The 20,874-nt window shown below is 31.2% G+C and carries 22 protein-coding genes; 3 read left to right on the forward strand and 19 right to left on the reverse strand.

What is annotated here, in order from left to right; translation table 11 throughout:
* Positions 1-12: 12 nt before the first annotated feature.
* The 19 genes from rplP to dut all read right to left on the reverse strand — a co-directional run bounded on the left by rplP (position 13) and on the right by dut (position 16,387).
* On the reverse strand, positions 13-435 hold the full coding sequence (rplP, locus tag Q0T35_RS00705) for a 50S ribosomal protein L16 (protein ID WP_293918842.1): 423 nt from the start codon (positions 433-435) through the stop codon (positions 13-15).
* Between the two features lie 18 nt (positions 436-453).
* Positions 454-1,149 (reverse strand): 30S ribosomal protein S3, encoded by a 696-nt coding sequence (rpsC, locus tag Q0T35_RS00710; RefSeq protein ID WP_055425367.1) that lies wholly within the window; start codon positions 1,147-1,149, stop codon positions 454-456.
* A gap of 2 nt (positions 1,150-1,151) precedes the next feature.
* The gene (gene rplV, locus Q0T35_RS00715) at positions 1,152-1,556 is read right to left on the reverse strand and encodes a 50S ribosomal protein L22 (RefSeq protein ID WP_293918843.1); all 405 of its coding nucleotides are present in this window, start codon (positions 1,554-1,556) and stop codon (positions 1,152-1,154) included.
* A gap of 6 nt (positions 1,557-1,562) precedes the next feature.
* Positions 1,563-1,841 (reverse strand): 30S ribosomal protein S19, encoded by a 279-nt coding sequence (gene rpsS, locus Q0T35_RS00720; RefSeq protein ID WP_055425369.1) that lies wholly within the window; start codon positions 1,839-1,841, stop codon positions 1,563-1,565.
* A 6-nt stretch (positions 1,842-1,847) separates the two neighbouring features.
* Positions 1,848-2,669, reverse strand: coding sequence for a 50S ribosomal protein L2 (rplB, locus tag Q0T35_RS00725; protein WP_295810359.1), 822 nt, complete (start codon positions 2,667-2,669; stop codon positions 1,848-1,850).
* 13 nt (positions 2,670-2,682) lie between these two features.
* Positions 2,683-2,973, reverse strand: coding sequence for a 50S ribosomal protein L23 (rplW, locus tag Q0T35_RS00730; RefSeq protein WP_295810362.1), 291 nt, complete (start codon positions 2,971-2,973; stop codon positions 2,683-2,685).
* 4 nt (positions 2,974-2,977) lie between these two features.
* Positions 2,978-3,607, reverse strand: a complete 630-nt coding sequence (rplD, locus tag Q0T35_RS00735) for a 50S ribosomal protein L4 (RefSeq protein WP_295810365.1) — start codon at positions 3,605-3,607, stop codon at positions 2,978-2,980.
* Positions 3,598-4,221, reverse strand: coding sequence for a 50S ribosomal protein L3 (rplC, locus tag Q0T35_RS00740; RefSeq protein WP_295810368.1), 624 nt, complete (start codon positions 4,219-4,221; stop codon positions 3,598-3,600). The genes rplD and rplC overlap by 10 nt, the downstream gene beginning before the upstream one ends.
* Positions 4,222-5,280: 1,059 nt before the next feature.
* Entirely contained in the window at positions 5,281-5,598 is a 318-nt protein-coding gene (locus Q0T35_RS00745; RefSeq protein ID WP_295840438.1) for a hypothetical protein, read from the reverse strand.
* A 283-nt stretch (positions 5,599-5,881) separates the two neighbouring features.
* On the reverse strand, positions 5,882-7,933 hold the full coding sequence (locus Q0T35_RS00750) for a prolyl oligopeptidase family serine peptidase (RefSeq protein WP_295840828.1): 2,052 nt from the start codon (positions 7,931-7,933) through the stop codon (positions 5,882-5,884).
* Positions 7,934-8,087: 154 nt separating this feature from the next.
* Entirely contained in the window at positions 8,088-9,008 is a 921-nt protein-coding gene (locus tag Q0T35_RS00755; protein ID WP_295840439.1) for a PfkB family carbohydrate kinase, read from the reverse strand.
* A gap of 173 nt (positions 9,009-9,181) precedes the next feature.
* A complete protein-coding gene (locus Q0T35_RS00760) occupies positions 9,182-10,093 on the reverse strand; it encodes a DUF3078 domain-containing protein (RefSeq protein WP_293918033.1) in 912 nt (303 codons plus the stop codon).
* Positions 10,094-10,557: 464 nt separating this feature from the next.
* Positions 10,558-11,475, reverse strand: a complete 918-nt coding sequence (locus tag Q0T35_RS00765) for a hypothetical protein (RefSeq protein WP_295840442.1) — start codon at positions 11,473-11,475, stop codon at positions 10,558-10,560.
* Between the two features lie 151 nt (positions 11,476-11,626).
* The gene (locus Q0T35_RS00770; RefSeq protein ID WP_293918037.1) at positions 11,627-12,235 is read right to left on the reverse strand and encodes a DUF4254 domain-containing protein; all 609 of its coding nucleotides are present in this window, start codon (positions 12,233-12,235) and stop codon (positions 11,627-11,629) included.
* A gap of 41 nt (positions 12,236-12,276) precedes the next feature.
* A complete protein-coding gene (gene tatA, locus Q0T35_RS00775) occupies positions 12,277-12,471 on the reverse strand; it encodes a twin-arginine translocase TatA/TatE family subunit (RefSeq protein WP_293918038.1) in 195 nt (64 codons plus the stop codon).
* Positions 12,472-12,551: 80 nt separating this feature from the next.
* Positions 12,552-14,090 (reverse strand): murein hydrolase activator EnvC, encoded by a 1,539-nt coding sequence (locus Q0T35_RS00780; protein WP_293918039.1) that lies wholly within the window; start codon positions 14,088-14,090, stop codon positions 12,552-12,554.
* A complete protein-coding gene (locus Q0T35_RS00785) occupies positions 14,087-14,884 on the reverse strand; it encodes a DUF4292 domain-containing protein (protein WP_293918040.1) in 798 nt (265 codons plus the stop codon). Before Q0T35_RS00785 ends, Q0T35_RS00780 begins: the two co-directional genes overlap by 4 nt.
* 5 nt (positions 14,885-14,889) lie before the next feature.
* Positions 14,890-15,900 (reverse strand): sugar phosphate nucleotidyltransferase, encoded by a 1,011-nt coding sequence (locus Q0T35_RS00790; protein WP_295810093.1) that lies wholly within the window; start codon positions 15,898-15,900, stop codon positions 14,890-14,892.
* A 52-nt stretch (positions 15,901-15,952) separates the two neighbouring features.
* A complete protein-coding gene (dut, locus tag Q0T35_RS00795) occupies positions 15,953-16,387 on the reverse strand; it encodes a dUTP diphosphatase (RefSeq protein ID WP_293918043.1) in 435 nt (144 codons plus the stop codon).
* Between the two features lie 219 nt (positions 16,388-16,606).
* Between dut and Q0T35_RS00800 the strand changes: the two genes are divergently transcribed.
* The 3 genes from Q0T35_RS00800 to hemH all read left to right on the forward strand — a co-directional run bounded on the left by Q0T35_RS00800 (position 16,607) and on the right by hemH (position 20,824).
* Complete coding sequence (locus tag Q0T35_RS00800; RefSeq protein WP_295840448.1) at positions 16,607-18,166, forward strand: helicase HerA-like domain-containing protein; 1,560 nt, start codon at positions 16,607-16,609, stop codon at positions 18,164-18,166.
* Between the two features lie 26 nt (positions 18,167-18,192).
* Positions 18,193-19,446, forward strand: coding sequence for an exonuclease domain-containing protein (locus tag Q0T35_RS00805; protein ID WP_293918047.1), 1,254 nt, complete (start codon positions 18,193-18,195; stop codon positions 19,444-19,446).
* Between the two features lie 361 nt (positions 19,447-19,807).
* Complete coding sequence (gene hemH, locus Q0T35_RS00810) at positions 19,808-20,824, forward strand: ferrochelatase (protein WP_295840451.1); 1,017 nt, start codon at positions 19,808-19,810, stop codon at positions 20,822-20,824.
* Positions 20,825-20,874 lie beyond the last annotated feature (50 nt).

Here is a 20,874-nt window from a genome sequence, read left to right on the forward strand (position 1 = left end):
CGATTTTATTATTTATGATTGTACAAAATCGTTAGCAACAACAAATTTAGTTTTAACCGGTAATTTTTGAGCTGCAAGTCGTAATGCTTCTTTCGCAACATCATAAGGAACTCCGCCTATTTCAAATAAAATTCTTCCCGGTGATACTCTTGCTACCCAGTATTCTACAGCTCCTTTTCCTTTACCCATACGAACTTCGGCTGGTTTTTTAGTGATTGGCTTATCCGGAAATATTTTAATCCATAATTGCCCTTCTCTTTTCATATATCGGGTTGCAGCAATACGTGCAGCTTCTATCTGTCTTGCAGTAATAAATACTGAATCTAACGCTTTAATTCCGAAAGTTCCGTATGCTAATCTATTTCCTCTATAAGAGAGACCTTTCATACGTCCTTTTTGCTGTTTACGGAATTTTGTTCTTTTTGGTTGTAACATAATTACCTAAGATATTTTTTATCTTCTTTCTTTAACTTTTCTTTTCTGAGTCTTTTTCTGAAGACCTACTAATGGAGATAACTCTCTTTTACCATATACTTCACCTTTCATAATCCATACTTTCACACCTAAGCGACCATATGTAGTATGAGCTTCAGCTATATAGTAATCAATATCAGCACGGAAAGTTGACAAAGGAATTCTTCCTTCTTTAAAAGATTCTGATCTTGCCATTTCTGCTCCATTTAAACGTCCGGAAATCATAATTTTAATTCCTTCCGCATTCATTCTCATTGTGGAGGCAATTGCCATTTTTACCGCTCTTCTATAAGAAATACGGCTTTCAATTTGGCGTGCTACACTTTCTGCAACTAATTTTGCATCAAGCTCAGGTCTTTTAATTTCAAAAATATTTATTTGAATTTCCTTTTTTGTAATCTTTTTTAACTCTTCTTTTAGTTTATCTACTTCTTGCCCGCCTTTTCCTATGATAATTCCAGGTCTAGCGGTAGTGATGGTGATTGTAACTAATTTTAGAGTTCTTTCGATGTAAATTCTGGAAACACCTGCTTTGGATAATCTAGCTTCTAAATATCTTCTGATTTTATAGTCTTCTGCAATTTTATCTCCAAAGTTTTTTCCACCATACCAATTAGAATCCCATCCTCGGATGATTCCTAATCTATTACCTATTGGATTTGTCTTTTGTCCCATACTTAATTTACTTCGTTTTTATTTCCAAGAATTATTGTTACATGATTAGATCTTTTTCTAATTCTATATCCCCTTCCTTGAGGAGCAGGACGTAATCTTTTTAACATAGATCCACCGTCAACAAAAATTTCTTTTACATAAAGTTTAGCTTCTTCGATGTCTTTTCCTTCATTTTTAACTTGCCAATTGGCAATAGCGCTTAATAAAAGTTTCTCTAATCTAATTGAAGCCTCTTTTTTTGAATATTTTAATATGTATAATGCTTTATCAACATCAACGCCTCTAATGATATCTGCTACTAATCTCATTTTTCTTGGCGAGGTAGGACAATTATTCAAGCGAGCAATTGCTAAATTTTTCTTAGCTTCTTTACGTGCTGTAGCACTATTTTGTTTTCTAATACCCATTGCTTATTATCTGTTACCTTTATTTTTATTTCCTGCATGACCTCTAAACACACGAGTAGGCGAAAATTCTCCTAACTTATGTCCAACCATATTTTCAGTTACATATACGGGTACAAATTGTTTTCCGTTGTGTACTGCAAACGTTTGACCAACGAAATCCGGAGATATCATTGAGGCTCTAGACCAAGTTTTTATCACGACTTTCTTTCCTGACTCTATATTGGCTTGAACTTTCTTGTTTAATTTATAGTGAATATAAGGTCCTTTTTTTAACGAACGTGCCATACTAGATTATTTTCTTTTTTGTAATATATAACGATTCGATTCTTTTTTCTTTGAACGAGTCTTGTAGCCTTTTGCAGGCATACCTTTTCTAGATCTTGGATGTCCTCCGGTTGATCTACCTTCACCACCTCCCATTGGGTGATCTACAGGGTTCATTGCTACTGGCCTTGTTCTTGGTCTTCTTCCTAACCATCTGCTTCTACCTGCTTTACCAGATACAATAAGCTGATGATCTGAATTGGATACTGAACCAACTGTTGCCATACATTCTACTAAAATCATACGAGTTTCTCCAGAAGGCATTTTTAAAACGGCATATTTTCCGTCTCTAGCAATTAGTTGTGCGCTAGTTCCTGCACTTCTTGCCATTTTTGCTCCTTGTCCTGGACGTAATTCGATACATGAGATAACAGTACCTAAAGGTATGTTTTTTAATTTCATTGCGTTCCCGATTTCTGGAGCAACACTTTCTCCTGAAATGACTTTTTGTCCCACTTTAATTCCGTGAGGAGACACAATGTAGCGTTTTTCACCGTCTGCATAATACAATAATGCGATAAATGCAGTTCTGTTTGGATCATATTCTACTGATTTTACAGTAGCCGGAATGCCAAACTTATTTCTCTTGAAATCGATCTCTCTGTATCGTTTCTTGTGTCCACCTCCGGTATAACGCATGGTCATTTTTCCGGAATTATTTCTACCTCCTGATTTAGAAATTCCTTTTACTAAGGATTTTTCTGGTTTTGAAGTAGTGATTTCTTCAAAATTGTTAACAATTCTGAATCTTTGTCCGGGGGTGATAGGTTTTAATTTTCTTACCGACATGATTCTTTAATAATTATATATTTCCAAATACGTCAATGGTTTCTCCTTCTTTTATATCCACCATTGCTTTTTTCAATTTATTAGTTTTTCCAACTTGAAGACCTGTTTTTGTATATTTCGATTTTACAACAGGTGCAGAAATTAATGTTCTTACTGCAACTACACTTACTCCATAAGTTTGCTCTACTGCATATTTAATCTCTGATTTATTCGCTCTGGTATCTACTAAAAAAGTATAGCGATTTCTTTTTTCAGCGATTTCGTTTGCTTTTTCTGATATAATAGGCTTTATTAGTACAGACATAATTCTACTTTCTTAAATTTTCTTGTATTTTTTCTACTGAGCTTTCAAATAAAACCACTTCATTCGCTTTTAAAATATCATAACTACTTATTTCGTTATATTCTAATACTTTAGCGTCTTGTAAATTTCGTGATGACAAATATACATATTTATTTGACTCTCCTAAAACGAATAAAGCCTTCTTATTAGCTAATCCTAAATCCTGTAGAAGTTTATTGAAATCTTTAGTCTTAGGTGCTTCAAATTTTAAGTCTTCAACAATTTTCAGGTTGTTTTCTTTTAATTTTTGACTTAAAACTGATTTTTTTGCTACTCTTTTTAGTGATTTATTCAATTTGAATCTATAATCTCTTGGTTTAGGACCAAACACTCTTGCTCCACCTCTAAATAGGGGATTATTTATATCTCCTTTTCGAGATCCTCCCGTTCCTTTTTGACGATGAAGTTTTCGAGTAGACCCACTTAATTCGGATCTTTCTTTAGATTTATGTGTTCCTTGTCTTTGTGATGCCAGATATTGCTTTACTTCTAAGTACACAGCATGTGTATTAGGCTCTATCCCAAATATTGTTTCGTCCAAAGTAACCTTTCTTCCGGTTTCTTTTCCGCTTCTGTCTAGTACTACTAATTCCATCTTCTTACAATTACATATGAATTTTTAGGACCTGGAATTGCACCTTTTACTATTAAAAGATTTTTTTCATTGTCCACTTTTATAACCTGTAAATTTTGTACTGTCACTTGATTTCCACCCATTCTTCCAGCCATTCTCATCCCTTTGAATACTCTTGATGGATCTGATCCCGCTCCAATAGAACCCGGTGCTCTCAATCTATTGTGCTGTCCATGTGTGGCCTGCATAACTCCTCCAAAGCCATGTCTTTTAACCACCCCTTGGAACCCTTTACCTTTAGATGTTCCGGTAATGTCAACATATTCTCCCTCAGAGAATAAATCTACTTTTACTTCTTCTCCAATTTTTAATCCGTCAAATCCATGACGAAACTCCACCATTTTTCTTTTTGGTGTTGATCCTGCTTTTTTGAAGTGACCTAAAAGGGCTTTGCCTACATTTTTTTCACTTCTGTCATCGAAACCAAGCTGGACTGCAAAATAGCCGTCCTTCTCTTCGGTTCTGACCTGTAAAACTGTACAAGGACCCGCTTCAATAACTGTACAAGGAATGTTTTTACCTTCCTCATCAAATAAGCTGGTCATGCCAATTTTTTTCCCAATAATACCTGACATGTGTTTTATTTATATATTTTTCGGACTGCAAAATTATAAAATTTTTTTCACAATTTAACATTCTGATTCAAAATTTTTTATATTTTATTTTTCTTGTTTTTGGGGTTCAGTTTTAATTTAGTTTGAAATTTTGTTTTGATTTTCTCTCCCTTTTTAAAACCATTGTAAATTAGATAGTTATATTTTACACTTTTTTCCCCCATGTAGGGTTATTACCTTATTTATTTGTTTACTATATATTTTGATAATGAACAAACCACTTTGAAGTATAAATATTTTATATATTTAAATTTCAACTTTCTTCTTTTTATCTATATATCCCAAATTTTTTATTTTTTTGTTAAGACGCCGATTTGATAGTCGTAATTTTTCAACGACTTATTTAAGCTATTTCTTTTTCGTTTCAACCAAAATAGTAGAATAAACACCAAATATTGATAGTACAATTATTGTGAATACAAAACTTTAATACGGTGGATTCCTTTTTTTAATTCTTTTGTTTTTTTCTATCTGTTGTTTAGTTGGGTTTAAACCGCTTACCACTCATTAAAGCTTTTAAAACTTCTCGCATTTGCAAGGAATTTTATTACATAATTTGATCATATACATATATTTCTTTGCTATGTGGGGCTATTATTAATATTTTAAAATTTCTGTTGTCATCTTCATCAATAATACATTTGTAATAACCTTTTATAATTGATTGAAAATAGTTCGGAATTTCATTTGGTGGTAATTATTCTTTGATAGGCAATTTATCTAAATCTTCAATACCTCTAATTAAATTTTCATATTTCAGAGTTAGGCTTTTATAACGTCTCCATTAGGTGCCCCTTCTTGTTTTTCAGTTTTTTTCTCAAGTTTTAAACCATTTGTTTTAAATCCAAAATCTTTTTTAATACGATTTTTATAACTTGATTTTTAAATAAAAAAAACGATACCCCCAATTACCCATATTATCACTAAAAAATAACCATTCTATATTTTCTCATAACTTATGGATATTTAATTTCAAATGCTTTTCCACTTGAATATACATGGTAAACTTTTGTTATAATTTCATTCATTATGTTTCTCGTTCCTTAAGGATTTTGGGTAAAAAACATATTTATTGTTAAAGCCATTGGGAATATCGTAACGGTATTTATTATAATAAAATTTAACATTCGCTCTACCAAATGAAAGTTTCAAATCATTACTGCTTGATTTATAGAAATCTACTGTTACCGTGCAACTTCCATCTACATATTTTGCATTAGAGGAATCAATTAGTTTTTCAGAAACATCAGTTTTCATCATATGCAATAACTCCTTCTTGATTAAAGTATGAAGTTTGCCTTTTTTAGCTTCATAGTGTTGACGAAGTTTTTCAAACAATTCCGGGTCACCGTCTTTTGCATTTTATTAATCAAACTCTAAATAACAAAGAACCATCTATTATTTGAAGTGGATTTGGCACTGGCTACAACTCATATAGCACAGGTTCATTTTGACCATGATATTGCAAAATTCTTAAAATTTGATTACCTGAATGATCGTAATCAAAATAAAGCTATTCAACCTTCTGTGCATTTAGTTTTTTTAACTAATAAACAGAACAAAATATGGGGATTGTTATATTTATAAAATAATCCCCACTTCTTTTAATCTGACTAAATTCTTATTTTAAATCTTTTATCCCAAAATTATAAAGTGTAAAAGCAAATTTATCTGCAGTTTCCTCAATCAATAATTCTACCGGTTTACCAGCTCCATGTCCGGCTCGAGTTTCAATTCTAATTAAAACCGGATTAGAGCAATTTTGCTTTTCCTGTAATTCCGCTGTAAATTTGTATGAGTGAGAAGGCACCACCCTATCATCATGATCTCCGGTAGTAATCAGGGTTGCAGGGTAACAAATTCCCTTTTTTACATTATGCACAGGAGAATACGATTTTAGATAGGTAAACATATCTTTATGATCTTCTGCAGTTCCGTAATCGTAGGCCCATCCAGCACCGGCAGTAAAGGTATGATAACGTAACATGTCCAAAACCCCTACAGCAGGTAAGGCTACTTTAGCTAAATTTGGACGCATTGTCATTACTGCTCCCACTAGCAATCCACCATTAGATCCACCTGATAAAGCTAAACGTTCAGATGAGGTATAATTTTGAGAAATAAGATACTCCCCAGCTGCTATAAAATCATTAAAAACATTTTTTTTCTTAAGCTTAATTCCTGCATCATGCCACTTTCTTCCATACTCTCCTCCTCCTCTAAGATTAGCTACTGCATATATCCCTCCATTTTGTAGCCATACTGCCGTAGCAACCGAGAAAGAAGGCAACAAGCTGATTTCAAATCCTCCATATCCGTATAGAATAGTCGGATTTTTACCGTCTAACTTTATTCCTTTTTTATACGTAATGGTCATTGGTATTTTTGTCCCGTCTTCAGAAGTATAAAAAATTTGTTTACTCTCAAAATGTTCCGGATTGAAGTTTATTTCATGTTTTTTATAAAGTTTGGATTCACCGCTTTCAGTATTCAGTTTAAAAATGGTAGATGGATAAATGTAGCTAGTAAAAGAATAATATATTTCCTTTTGGTTAACTTTTCCAATAAATCCTGTTGCCTGACCTAAACCGGGTAATTCAATTGTCCTTAATAATTTCCCTTCTAGTGTATATTGTTTGACTTCTGAGTGGACATCTACTACGTACTTTGCAAATAAATATTTATGAGCACTGCTTACATATAGTACTGATTCGGACTCAGAAATCACGGTTTGCCATGGTAATCTTTTTTTACTTATTTGCCTAGCATTCAATTTGACTAATTTATTATTGGGGGCTTGTTCATTAGTTAGTATGTATAACCAATCACCATCAGTAGTAATAACATCGTAACTGTTGGAAAAACCGGTTACTATCGGATATATTTTATTGTTATTTTTTAAATCTTGTATATATAATTCATTACCTGAAGTCGAATTGGCTGCTGAAATAATAAGATATCTTTGATCTTCAGAAACTTTAGCATTAATATATCTTCGAGGTATTTCTTCTCCACCAAAAATTATTCGATCTGCGGATTGAGATTCTTTTATGTAGTGAAAGTACAATATATGATGTTCGGTTTTTCCCGATAGCTGACTTCCTTCTTTAGGTTTTTGATAACCTGAATAATAAAATCCTTCATTTGATTTCCAAGCAATATCTGAAAATTTTACATTTGTAAGGGTATCTCCAATTTGTTTTTTTGTTTTCGTGTTTACGACTATAACCTTTCTCCAATCAGAGCCTCCTTCAGATATTTGATAGGCAGCCAAACTTCCATCTTTGCTAAATGAAATGCCTCCCAGCGAAGTAGTACCGTCTTTTGAAAATTTATTGGGATCTAAAAATATTTCTTCTTTACCTCCGGATGTTAACTTTCTATATAAAACCGACTGCGGCTGCAACCCATCGTTTTTATAATAATAAGTATAGTCTCCTTCTTCAATTGGAGCAGATACTCTTTGGTAATTCCATAATTTTTTAAGTTGGTCTTTGAGTTGGTTTTTGTAAGGTATTTTACTTAAATAGTCAAAAGTCAATTCATTCTGTTCCTTTATCCATTGTTTTGTTTTTGGAGATTGGTCATACTCTAACCATCTATAGGGTGCAGGAACTTTTTCTCCAAAATATTCATCGTTTACCGTTTCCTTTTCTGTGACCGGATATTTCATGATTTGTGCATTTACGTTTAAGGTTAAGATTGTTAATAAATTCAGGGTTATAATTTTCGATTTTATCATAAAAACATGTTTTTTAGCTATAAAATTAAAAAAACCTTTAATTATTTAAATCAAAGGTTATATATAATTTTAGATAATTTGAAATTTAGAATCTATAGTTGTAGTCCGTCAGATTTTTAAATTCAGTAAGCCTATTTTCAAATTCTGTAGAAGATAAGTTTTGTAATTTATCTGTTCCGAATTTTTCTACGGTAAAAGATGCTAAGGCGCTACCTACAATAATGGCTTTTTTCATATTATCATACGATAAATCTGCCGTTTGTGTTAAATATCCGGCAAATCCACCGGCAAAGGTATCTCCTGCTCCTGTGGGATCAAATACATCTTCTAACGGTAAAGCCGGAGCAAAGAACACTTTATTTTCGTTAAATAATAGTGCGCCATGCTCTCCTTTTTTTATGATTACTACCTTTGGTCCCATTGTTTGGATTTTTTTGGCTGCTTTAACCAAACTGTACTCTCCCGATAGTTGACGTGCTTCGGCATCGTTAATAGTAATTACATCGACTTTGGATATAATTTGAAGTAATGAATCCCAAGCGGTATTCATCCAGAAATCCATTGTATCTAAAATTACTAATTTCGGTTTTACCGACATTTGCGCTAATACGGATAGCTGTATGGCAGGATGTAAATTCCCCAACATAACGATCTCCGAATTCTTTTGTGAATCAGGGATTTGCGGCTCAAAATTTTCTAGCACATTTAATTCAGTAATTAATGTGTCCCGATTATTCATATCAATATGATATTTTCCTGACCAAAAAAAAGTTTTTCCGTCTTCTATTTTTTTTACCCCTTCTATACCAATAGAATTTTTATGAAATACTTCTATATAATCAGATTTAAAATCTCCTCCTATCACGGAAACAATATTAACCTCTGCTCCAAGCTTTGCAGCAGCTAAGCTAATATAGGTGGCCGCTCCTCCTAAAATTTTATCAGTTTTCCCAAATGGTGTTTCTATGGCATCGTATGCAACGGTACCCACTGCTAGTAATTTCATTTATTTTTGTTAAAAGTAAATATTCGCAAAGATAAAAGTAATGTAAAATATAAAAAACGTTTTTATGTGAAAAATATATCTTATTAATTATAATGTTTATTATATAATTAATTGAAAAAGCTTTCATAATTAAGATTTTTTAATTTTTCTTAATTTGATTTCATTTTTCAGGTTTAATTTTTAGATTTAAAACCATAAGAAACTCCTATACCAAATGTTTGTCGTGTTTGCACTCTTTTAATTTGATCGTGATCGTAAATCATGTCAAAGGTCAACTTAGTAGATATATGATCATTAACCTTCATATCCACTACACTTCCAAAGTTCACATCTACTCTTTCCGTATGGGACAGATAATTTGTAAATAAAGATAAGGAATTATTCCAAACCACATTTTTCATTACCACTAATTTATATTTAGCTGAGGTCATGGCTCCTAATTCCATATATACACAGTCTCCATCGTGTTTTAACCCATAATTATTTTTTTTCTGCAATTTTCTATCCAGTACAAACGTATTTTTAGACGTTATAGGTAATAATGACAGCTGAAAATTTCCATCGGGCTTGAAATCAAAACCAATCCCTAAGGTTAGATATCCCGGAGACATAAAAGATGAAATCCTGTCTTTAGGCGTATAATCAGGATGAGTCGTATAATCATATCCGTTAAACATTTGTGTTTTAAATGACATATCTACACTTGCATACCAATTTTTTGATATACTACGTCCATACATAGATTCAAGCAACAATATATCATCGGTTTTTTTCATTTTATCATTTTTATTATTTACCTGACCGTATCCGATTGTAAGAATATTTTTAAAAATATTTTTACCTTTTTTATAATCAAAGGTATACTTTATTCTACCTGAACCTCCAAAAGAATTAGTACCTCCGGCAATCCAATTAGAAAATGAACTTTGGTTTACAATTAAGGAATGATCTCCACTAATTTTCCAGTTTTTAACTTTTTCAGGTATAGTTACCGTATCTTTAAGTGGACTATCTGTTAGAATTTGTTGAGAATAAAAATATGGTGAAATAGTAGTAATAAGTATAAATAATAAAAATTTCTTCATCATTAGTATTTTAATTTTATGCTTTCAAAATATTAAATATAATAATAACTCAATATACGCACTATTTTTATTTCTTAATTATTTATTTTACTATTATTTATATATAAATATTAATTACTATCCATTTCAAACTATCTTGTATAAACAAATAAATTACGAATATATTCGTATAAAATTTAATTTCAAAAATTTTATATTTTTTATATTACAACTAAAAATTATGTTTACCTGAATTGTGTTTTTCATTACAAGGCAAATAACAATCCCATTTAGCATTTTAAGAAATGCATATTATTATGATATCAATATTTTGTTAAGATTTAATATCGGGAAGAATTACAAAGAAATAAATATGTAAATAGGAATATATCCTATATAACTTTACTATTACTTACCAAGAAAAATGCACCTAATCATTCAATTAGGTGCCTCATATAATATATTATCAATCAATATTTGACCAATTATTCAGTAATAAACAGATTTACTTGTTCGATAGGTCTAAATGCTGAGTCAATTTTTCTAATCGCAGAACTATAAGTATAATCCTTTTCTTTAATGCATTTGTCATAAATATTCGATCTTTTTTTGTAAGTATCAAAGGAGATTATTTGACTATGTAATTTAGTAAACTCATCTCCCTTTAAGGTAAAAAGGTTGTTCCAATCAGCTAGATGTTGTTTCACAAATTCCCGTCCCTCATCACATTTAATATCAGCTAAATTGATATTGGGAACAGTATATTTAGTTAAATCAGCATATTTTTTGGGTTGATTTGGAAACTGTAATGTTTTGAGTCCTGCATCTAATCCAGCTAGATATCCAATGAAATCAGCTTCACGAAATAATTTATACCTTGGAGTTTGAGTAGTACCTTTTTCAAGCCCTATTTCATCTGGCAATTTATCATTTATACCATAATTCCATGCTTGAACATATTTACCATAATATCTCTCAATAAACACATCATTAATAATTTCAACTGGAAGTTCTATCTCATCCGGCTCGCCATTGATAGTCACTTGGTAAATCTTATAAGCTTTTTTCATCATATCGTTGTATTTCATTTGACCATTAATATCGACATAATAGATCTGCAACATATAATAGTTAGATTGGGTCGGATTGATAAATCCAGCATTATATGAATTCGTAGGTTTAACTATGAAGTTTAATGATTGACCATTATAAGTTAACTGATGTTTACCATAATATTCAAATGTATGATTAACGCTTGATTTGGCTGGAATAACTAATTCATTGCCATCAATTGCTACTTTTATTTCCTTATCTGTTGGATTATCTATCAAACGACTTATAGAGTTTTCAGTAGTGCTTGATTCGATGCAACCAACCAAAAAGATGCTACATACTAATAGCAAAGAATATATAATTTTTTTCATTATATTTATTTTATTCATATTAATTAAAAGACTATAAAAATTTTAAAAGCTATATAAGATATTACCTGTATTACAATATTTATTACATTTTTAAAACAGGTGGTAAGGAGTGTGGATAATAAATTATAATTTATTTATTTCTGTTATAAAGCACCGGATTTAATTCTTCATCATTATACATCTTCATTTGCTTATAAACTTTCATATATTTCCTTCCGGCAGAGTAATCCTCTAAAAGCTCTTCAATAGCTGTAGAAAGATCTATATATTGTTGTTGTAAGATCTCTAATTTCTTTCGACAACTTTGTTTATGCTCTATTCCGGCATCTTGTCTTTCTGCCTCCGCCTTCATATGATATATTTTTAGTGCTAAGATAGAAAAACGGTCTATTGCCCATGCTGGACTTTCGGTATTAATTTTTGCTTGAGGCAAAACGTTTACGTTTTCATATTTTTGTAAAAACCAGCTATCCAAATTTTCAACCCGATCTGTTCTTTCTTGGTTGGATTGATCAATCCATCTCTTTAATCTTAAAGCTTCGATCGGATCAATATTTTCATCCCTTATTAAATCTTCTAAATGCCACTGTACCGTATCAATCCAATTTTTTAAATACAGTAAGTGCTCTATTTTATCTTGCGGATAGGGATTATTAATATTTTGATTTACATTATCTTTTATATGATAATCCTGAATGCTTTGATTGAATATTTTCCAGGCTTTTTCCGTAAATTTCATGTTTTTATTTATGTTAGTAATTTATGAAACTAATATAAAAATTAGTTTTCTTCTTTAGAATTATTAGATGAATCAGATTTTTTTTTCTTTTCTTCATCAGATTTGGTAGCTTCTTTAAACTCCTTCAATCCCGATCCTAAACCTCTCATCAATTCAGGAATCTTTTTCCCTCCAAACAATAATAATACAACAACTAATATTATTATTATAGACATAGGATGTTCAAATAATCTCATAATTTTTTTTGATTTGTTTCAAAGTTAATAAATTTTTGAAAATTGTTAATTCATATTATAATACATTTTCTATAAATCATTTACATACCGGATAGCCAGTTGGCAGGATTTTGAGGAACAGTACCTTTCCATACTTGAAAACCTAATAGGGTAGTATTCGTATCATCTGTGTAAATTTTCCCTAATGCTTGACCTGTTTTTATTTTGTCTCCCACGGATACGTTAACAGATGATAGATTCGAATATAAGGTAAAATAGTTTCCATGACTTATCAAGACAGCTTTTCCTCCGCCCGGAACAATTAAAATTCTACTAACAGTACCATTAAAAACAGCTTTTGCTGAACTACCAGGTGCAGCAGATATTTCAATTCCTTGGTGTTCAACATAAATGTTTGGAACAACAGGATGTGGCGTTCTTCCAAATCCGGAAACAACTGTACCGGAAACCGGCCATGGTAATGAATTTTTATTTGATTCAAAATCCTTTGATAACGTTTCTGAAGCACTAGTATTGACATTAGGAAGTTCTAACGACTTCTTCTTTTCTATAGCTTTTTCTTCTGCAATTTTAGCATCTTCTGCTTTCTTAGCTGCTAATTTATCTGCAACTGCCTTTTCCGCTGCTGCCTTTTCCGCTGCTTTTCTTGCATCTTCTGCTCTTTTGGCTGCCGCTTTATCATTTGCCTCTTTTTGAGCAGCTATTTTAGCTGCTAAAGCCTCTTCAGCTGCTTTTTTGGCTGCAGCAGCTTTAGCCTCAGCTATTCTTTGCGCTGCCAACTGTGCCTCCATCGCTTTTTTAGCTCGTTCTTCTTCTATTGTTTTTTTCCTTAACCTCTCAAGCTCTTCTGCTTTTCTTTTTTCTTCAGCTTCTTTTAACTTAACAATTCTTAGCTCTTCTGCAATAATTGCTTGCACTTGTTTTTCTAATACTTTTTGCTGAGTTTGTTTTTGCTTTATTTTTTCGGCTAGGTCTCCCTGCTCCTTCATATATCGTTGTACAACAATTTCTTTTTCCTTTTTTTCAACATTTAATTGATTAATCTGGGATTGCTGTTGCGCTAACACTTCTAGCTTCTCTTTTTTTGCTGCCTCCCTTAATTCAATAGTATGCAAAATTTGCTGTTGCTTTTCATTTATTTCCGCAACTTTTTCGTCTTGAAATTCAGAATATTTTTGTAAGTACTTTATACGCCGAAATGCTTGAGATATGTTTTCGGATGAAAGAATAAAGAGTATCTTATTTTGTACAGATCTGTTCTTATAAGATCGAATTAATACATCCGCATAGTTTTCTCTTAATTTTTTTAATTCTCTTCTCAGTTTATTAACGGCTAATTGATTCAAATATATTTCTTCATCAAGAACTCGAGACTCTTTACGTGTGTTACTTATGAGCTTTGCCCGTACTTTAATTTTTTTATCAAGATTAGCAATATAGGCTATTGAGATCTTAGATTCGTTTTTACTTGAAATCAAAGCTTTATTAAGCTCTGCAATCTCTTGTTTTAGCTGGACACTTTGTTTTTGAAGATCTTCTTTCTTATAGGGTAGCTGACTATAAGTAACTATAGTTATTAATAGAAAGAAAAATATATATATTTTTTTACTACTATTCATTCATTAATTTTTCTTTGCGAATATCCCTTTGGAATTTCAAAAGGCGTTTCCATATTAACAAATTCAAATTTATTATAATTCAACGTAATTTTAATCTCTTTTTCTCCTTTTATGAAAATTTTAATATTTTTTGGTAAAATTTTATTCTCAATATTTACATAATCAGCATAATCTATCTGTAAATATGTGTCTTTTGATTTATCTTCCATACTAATTTGTCTTAAATTGTAATTAGAATCGAAGATCAATCTTCTTGAAAAATTTCTTGCTCCTTTCCCGCTTCCTACTTTCATTAATTTTTTGGAAGTTAGTATGTAGTAATTATTTTCTATGGAAAAGTTAAAATCTTGATCATTGATAGGAAAAAATAATTTACCTACTAATAGATCTTCGATATTTTTATACGTTAAAAAATCAACTTTTAAAAGGCTATTAAGATAATCAAAATTAGAATCAACATAAGTTTTTCCTAATCTTTCATACATTTTAAATCCGCCGGGATATATGGAAGCTCTGGCTAAAGGAAGAATTAGGGTAGCATTCGCCCAAATCTGATTTCCTTGATCAATATATAAAGTTAAGGCTACGGAAGGATATGAACTACCTGATTCAATATCTGCAGTTGCCTTAATTTTCAAAGTAGAAAAATTTATGGGTTCTACAATTGATTTATATAAACTTGCTGCACTTGCATTTTCATGTTTGATTTCCTTGTGATTGATGGAAACCGCCTTTTGTGTTTTACATGAAAACATAAATACAGCTACCAAGATCAAGATCAGTAATTTCTTCATAGGTTTTATTTAGTTTCTAATACACTATAATCACCTAAACTTAAGGATCTGGATACTCCAATATATTTAGCAGAATTACCAATCATAGAATTGATAAGATTTCCGTGACTAATACGTGTATTTTCCTGTATCAATGAGTTTTCAATATTACTTTTATCGATTTTAGTTCCATTTCCTAAAGAAACATTAGGACCGATTTTTGAGTTAATTATTTCAACATTTTCTCCGATAAAACAAGGAGGGATAATTAAACTGTTTTCAATTTTTGCGCTTTCAGGATATAAGGCTAACTCATCTTTTTCATAATTTAATATTTTAGAATTTGTTTCAACGGTTACTTCTTTATTTCCGCAATCCATCCAATCATTAACCTTACCTAATGTAAAAGTAGCTCCTTTTTCCCTCAATGTATCCAGAGCATTAGTAAGTTGGAATTCATTAGCAACTTTAATATCATTTTCAATTAGATAATCAATTTCACTCATCAATTTATCAGCATCTTTGAAATAATAAATGCCTATAATGGCTAAATCCGAAACAAATTCTTGAGGCTTTTCAACGATACCTTGAATTATTCCTTGTTCATCTAATTTTACAACTCCAAAAGCACTCGGATCTTCGACTTTCTTTACCCAAATTACTCCATCTGAATTTTTATCGAGCTGAAAATCCGCTTTAAATAAGGTGTCTGCAAAGGCAATTATTATAGGGCCTTTCATACTTTCTTTAGCACAATAAAGTGCATGAGCAGTTCCTAAAGGACTTAATTGGTGGTAAATGGACCCTTTTGCTCCTAATTTTTCTGCTATGTCAATTAATTGTTTTTCGATTTCCGATCCAAAATCCCCTATAATAAATGCAATCTCATCTATTTTATCATCGACTACCTTAACTATATCTTCCACTAATCTTTGTACAATAGGTTTACCTGCAATAGGGATTAACGGTTTAGGAACCGTCAATGTATGCGGTCTTAACCTTGAACCTTTTCCGGCCATGGGAACAATAATTCTCATAATCTATCTAATTAAAATGTTCTTTATAAGTATTTTTAAGTATTAATATTATTTATTTTATTCCTGAACTTCCATATCCCCCTTCGCCTCTTACAGTCTCACTTAATTCATCAACTTCTTCCCACACAATCGTCTCATGCTTAGCAATAACTAATTGTGCTATTCGTTCTCCATCATTAATGGTAAATTCTTCAGTTGAAAGATTTACTAATATAACCCCTAATTCGCCCCTGTAATCAGCATCTATGGTTCCCGGAGAATTCGGGCACCCTATTCCATGCTTCAGTGCTAAGCCGCTGCGTGGACGTATTTGACCTTCATATCCTGGAGGAATTTCCATATATAGCCCTGTAGGTATTATCTTTCTTTCAAAAGGCTTCAAAACTACAGAAGCATCCAAATTAGCTCGTAAATCCATACCTGCGGAAAAAGCGGTCTTATATTCAGGAAGTTCGTGTTTTGATTTATTAATGACTTTAATTTTCATTATATATAAATTGTCGATCTTTTTATTACTTTACAAAATAATAATAAAATTTACAAAGTACAAAAAATAACTTAAATTATCTAATTATTAATTATTAGCTAATCATTTTATAATTATTTTATAAATATAGTTAAAAATTATATTTGCAACAGATAGCTTCTTAATTATTTTATAAAACACTAACTTTACAGTTATTTATAATAATTTAAATTTCATTTAATGAAAGAACAGTTTATTCATGACCTTACTGCTCGGTATAATTATAATGGAGAAAAAATAATGCTAGGAAAAGCTATGCTAGATGGTAATGTCGTCTCGGAAGTTGAAATAGCGGTTCCTTTAAAGATGATTAATAGACATGGATTAATTGCCGGCGCTACCGGAACCGGAAAAACTAAGACGCTTCAAGTATTGGCTGAACAACTTTCTTTTAAAGGAGTTCCCACCCTATTAATGGATATTAAAGGAGATCTAAGTGGGATTGCAAAAGCAGGAGACCCTAATAATCCTAAGATATTAGAACGATACGAAAAACTTGGATTAACTTATAAAGCACAAGGATTTCCGGTAGAGCTGCTAACTATTTCGAAAGAAAAGGGAGTTAGACTTAGAGCTACTGTTACCGAATTCGGACCTATTTTATTAAGTAAGATACTTGAGTTAAATGATGTGCAGACCAGCATTATGTCTATACTTTTCAAGTATTGTGATGATAAAAAGCTTCCTTTAATAGATCTTGATGATTTACGAAAGGTTTTACAATTTGTAACTGATAATGAACAGGGAAAATCTGAATTATCTCAAAATTACGGATCTATTGCTCCCAGCTCATTAGGTGCTATTTTAAGGAAAATTGTTTCTCTTGAGCAACAAGGCGCAGCCCGATTTTTCGGAGAACCTAGCTTTAATACTGATGATTTATTGGAAGTTAGGGACGGTATGGGAGTGGTAAATATTATTCGTTTACAAGATATTCAGAATCAACCACAGTTTTTTTCAACTTTTATGTTGAGCCTGCTATCTGAAATATATCAAACTTTTCCTGAAGTAGGTGATTTAGATAAGCCGAAACTTGCCATTTTTATCGACGAGGCACACCTTATATTTAATGAGGCTTCGAAAGCTTTACTCAATCAAATTGAAATAATGGTTAAACTTATACGCTCAAAAGGCATAGGACTTTATTTTTGCACGCAAGTTCCCGGAGACGTGCCTGAAGGCATATTGAGCCAATTGGGACTAAAAATACAACATGCCTTACGAGGATTTACAGCAAAAGATAAAAAAGAAATTAATAAAGCCATTGAAAATTATCCATCTACTAACTATTATCAAGCTAATGAACTTATTCAGCAATTGGGTATAGGAGAAGCATTTATCACATCCTTGGATGAAAAAGGTATTCCTACCCCGTTAGCCGATACCTTCATGATTTCTCCCAGCTCTCGGATGGATGTGCTTACTTCTGATGAAATTTACGAAATTGTTAATAATTCTGATTTAGTAAAAAAATATGCAGAAGATATCAATAAAGAAAGTGCCTATGAAATTTTAAGTGAAAGGATGAATAGTGTTTCCGAACAAAAGAATTCGGAAAACTTGAAAACTGAAGTCAATAAAAAAGAAAATACGAAAAAACAAGAATCTGAACCTTCTCTATTTGAAAAAGTAATGAATTCACCCTTTGTAAGAGACATAGGAAGAACTTTTGTAAGAGAAGGGTCTAAAATGTTTTTTGGAGCTTTAGGCGTTAAGAAGAATGCAAGAAGAAGAAAATAAATTATGTTGAGAAGAGAGAGTTTTATATGGATTATGCTATTCTAGATATTGAAACCACTGGAGGTAAGTTTAATGAAGAAAGCTTAATTGAAATTGCCATATATAGATTTAATGGAGAAAAAATTACTGATACCTTTATTTCTTTGGTTAATCCCGAAAAGGATATTCATTTTTATGTTCAAAAGCTAACGGGGATTAGTAAAAAAATGGTAAAAACCGCTCCAAAATTTTATGAATTAGCCAAACGAATTGTTGAAATTACTGACGATACTATCCTAGTAGGGCATAACATTTCTTTTGATTACCGCATAATACGTAGTGAATTTTCACGATTAGGATATGATTTTAAGCGCGCTACCTTGGATACCATTACCTTGAGCAGAACTCTTATTCCGGGATTGGCTTCCTATTCTTTAGGAAACCTATGTAATTCGTTAGGGATACCCGTAACCGACAGGCACAGAGCTCATGGAGATGCACGTGCTACGGTTAAATTATTCCAGCTTCTCTTAGATAAAGATTCTCAGAAAAACATCATTGTAACATCAATTAAACATACTAACTACTCATCATTAAATAAAAAAATTCTTTCGCTTATTGAAAAGCTGCCTCTTGAAACAGGAGTTTTTTATTTTCATGATAAAACCGGTAAAATTATTTATATAGATGAAAGCGTAAATATTTCTACTAAAGCCAGCCAGATTTTAACATCTAAAAGCAAAAAATCCAGGAAAATCCAGGAAAGTACAGAGGAAGTAAATGTTGAACTAACCGGCAATGAAATTATTGCGAAAATTAAGGCCTATAACGAAAACAAGATTAATCAACCTTTATATAGTCCAATAAGAGAAATCCATTCAGAAATATACGGTATTTTTTTAAAGAATAACCCTACTGTTTTTTTTATTGATTTTATTAATTCTAAAAATAAAAAATATGCCTTATTAACCTTTACTTCATTAAATAAAGCTAAAGAAATTTTGATTTATTTAGAAGAAAAAATTAAAGGCGGTGGGGATGTTCTTACCGAACTTAAATTTAAAACAGAAAAACATATTTTATTGGCGGATAAAGGTAGGAAATTAGGAGAAAATTCATTTTTATTATTTGAAGATGGTTGCGTAAAGGGATATGGTTATTATACTTTGCATTCTCAAATAAAAAATGTTGAACAAGTAAAAAAGATCATGATACCTGCAGTAGTTAATCATGCTATCTTATTGAAAATTAGAAATAATTTTTTTACAAATAAAAAATTCAAAAAAATTATTCTTTCCTAATCTTCTTATTTTATAAATATTTATTGAAAATCTACAACTTATATATTCAACTTGCTTACTATTTAAAATACAAATCCCACAACTAGATCATTTTATGAAAATTTATTTTAAAGGATGTATTTCTCTCATTTTTTTATAAATATACAAATAAATACAACTAATCAACATAGATTAATTGATTTATTGTGTAAAATTTATTTTTTTACTCTTAGGTCGATTTAATAAATCTGCGTAAATTTATGATATGACGAATTGCTGATTATGTAATTATTTTATATTACAATCAGTTCTTATTATAGCAAAAAAGGGCATTTTTAGCATTAGATTCTTACTTTTGTAGACATATTAATTAAATGATAAAATGAAAGGCATACTTTTGGTCAATTTAGGATCGCCAAAATCTACCACTGAAAAAGATGTAAGAATTTATTTGCGTGAATTCTTAATGGATAAGCGAGTTATTGATGCACCCTGGTTAATACGTAAATTCATTGTAGAATGTTTAATTCTTCCAAAACGACCGAAAGAATCTGCTCATGCCTATCAAAATATTTGGTGGAAGGAAGGATCACCCTTAGTGGTAATTTCAAAGAGAATTACTGAAAAAATAAAAAATAAAATTAAGAATCCCGTAGCATTAGCCATGAGATATCAAGAGCCTTCCATTAAAAAAGGGCTTTTTGAGCTAAAAAATAAGGGAGTTACTGAGGTGCTCATCATTCCATTATACCCGCAATACGCCATGAGCACGACTGAAACCGTTGAGGAAAAAACCAAAGAAATTCATAAAAAATATTTTTCCGATTTATCTATAAGTTTTCTTCCTCCCTTTTATAACGATGAGAACTATTTAGACGTTTTGAGTAATTCTATAAAAAAACAACTTCCCGAAAATTTTGATTTGCTTTTATTCAGCTATCATGGGCTTCCGGAACGTCATATATATAAAACCGATCCTACTAAACAATGTAGAATTGATAATGTTTGTTGTTTTGAAAAAGAAAGGGCTTCTCATAAATATTGTTACAGACATCAGTGCTATTACGTAACTGAAAAAATACGCGAAAGATTAGGTTTAGACAAGTCTAAAGTAAGACAGACTTTTCAGTCTCGCCTTGGGAAAGATCCCTGGCTGAAACCTTATACCGATAAAACGCTTGAGAATCTCCCCTCCGAAGGGATAACTAAACTAGCTGTGGTAGCTCCTGCCTTTGTATCTGATTGTCTTGAAACATTAGAAGAACTTGCCATTACAGATAAAGCCTTATTTTTAGATCAAGGAGGCAAAGAATTTCATTATATAAAATGCTTAAACGAGGATGAAAATTGGATTAATTGGTTGATTGAAAAAATTAACGAGTATTTATACCAATCTTAATCTTAGATTCTAAAATAGAAAAATTTAAATTATAAAATTCTTTATTACTT

Origin of the sequence: uncultured Apibacter sp. (assembly GCF_946479295.1) — a bacterium.
In the GTDB taxonomy this organism is placed as follows: Bacteria; Bacteroidota; Bacteroidia; order Flavobacteriales; family Weeksellaceae; genus Apibacter.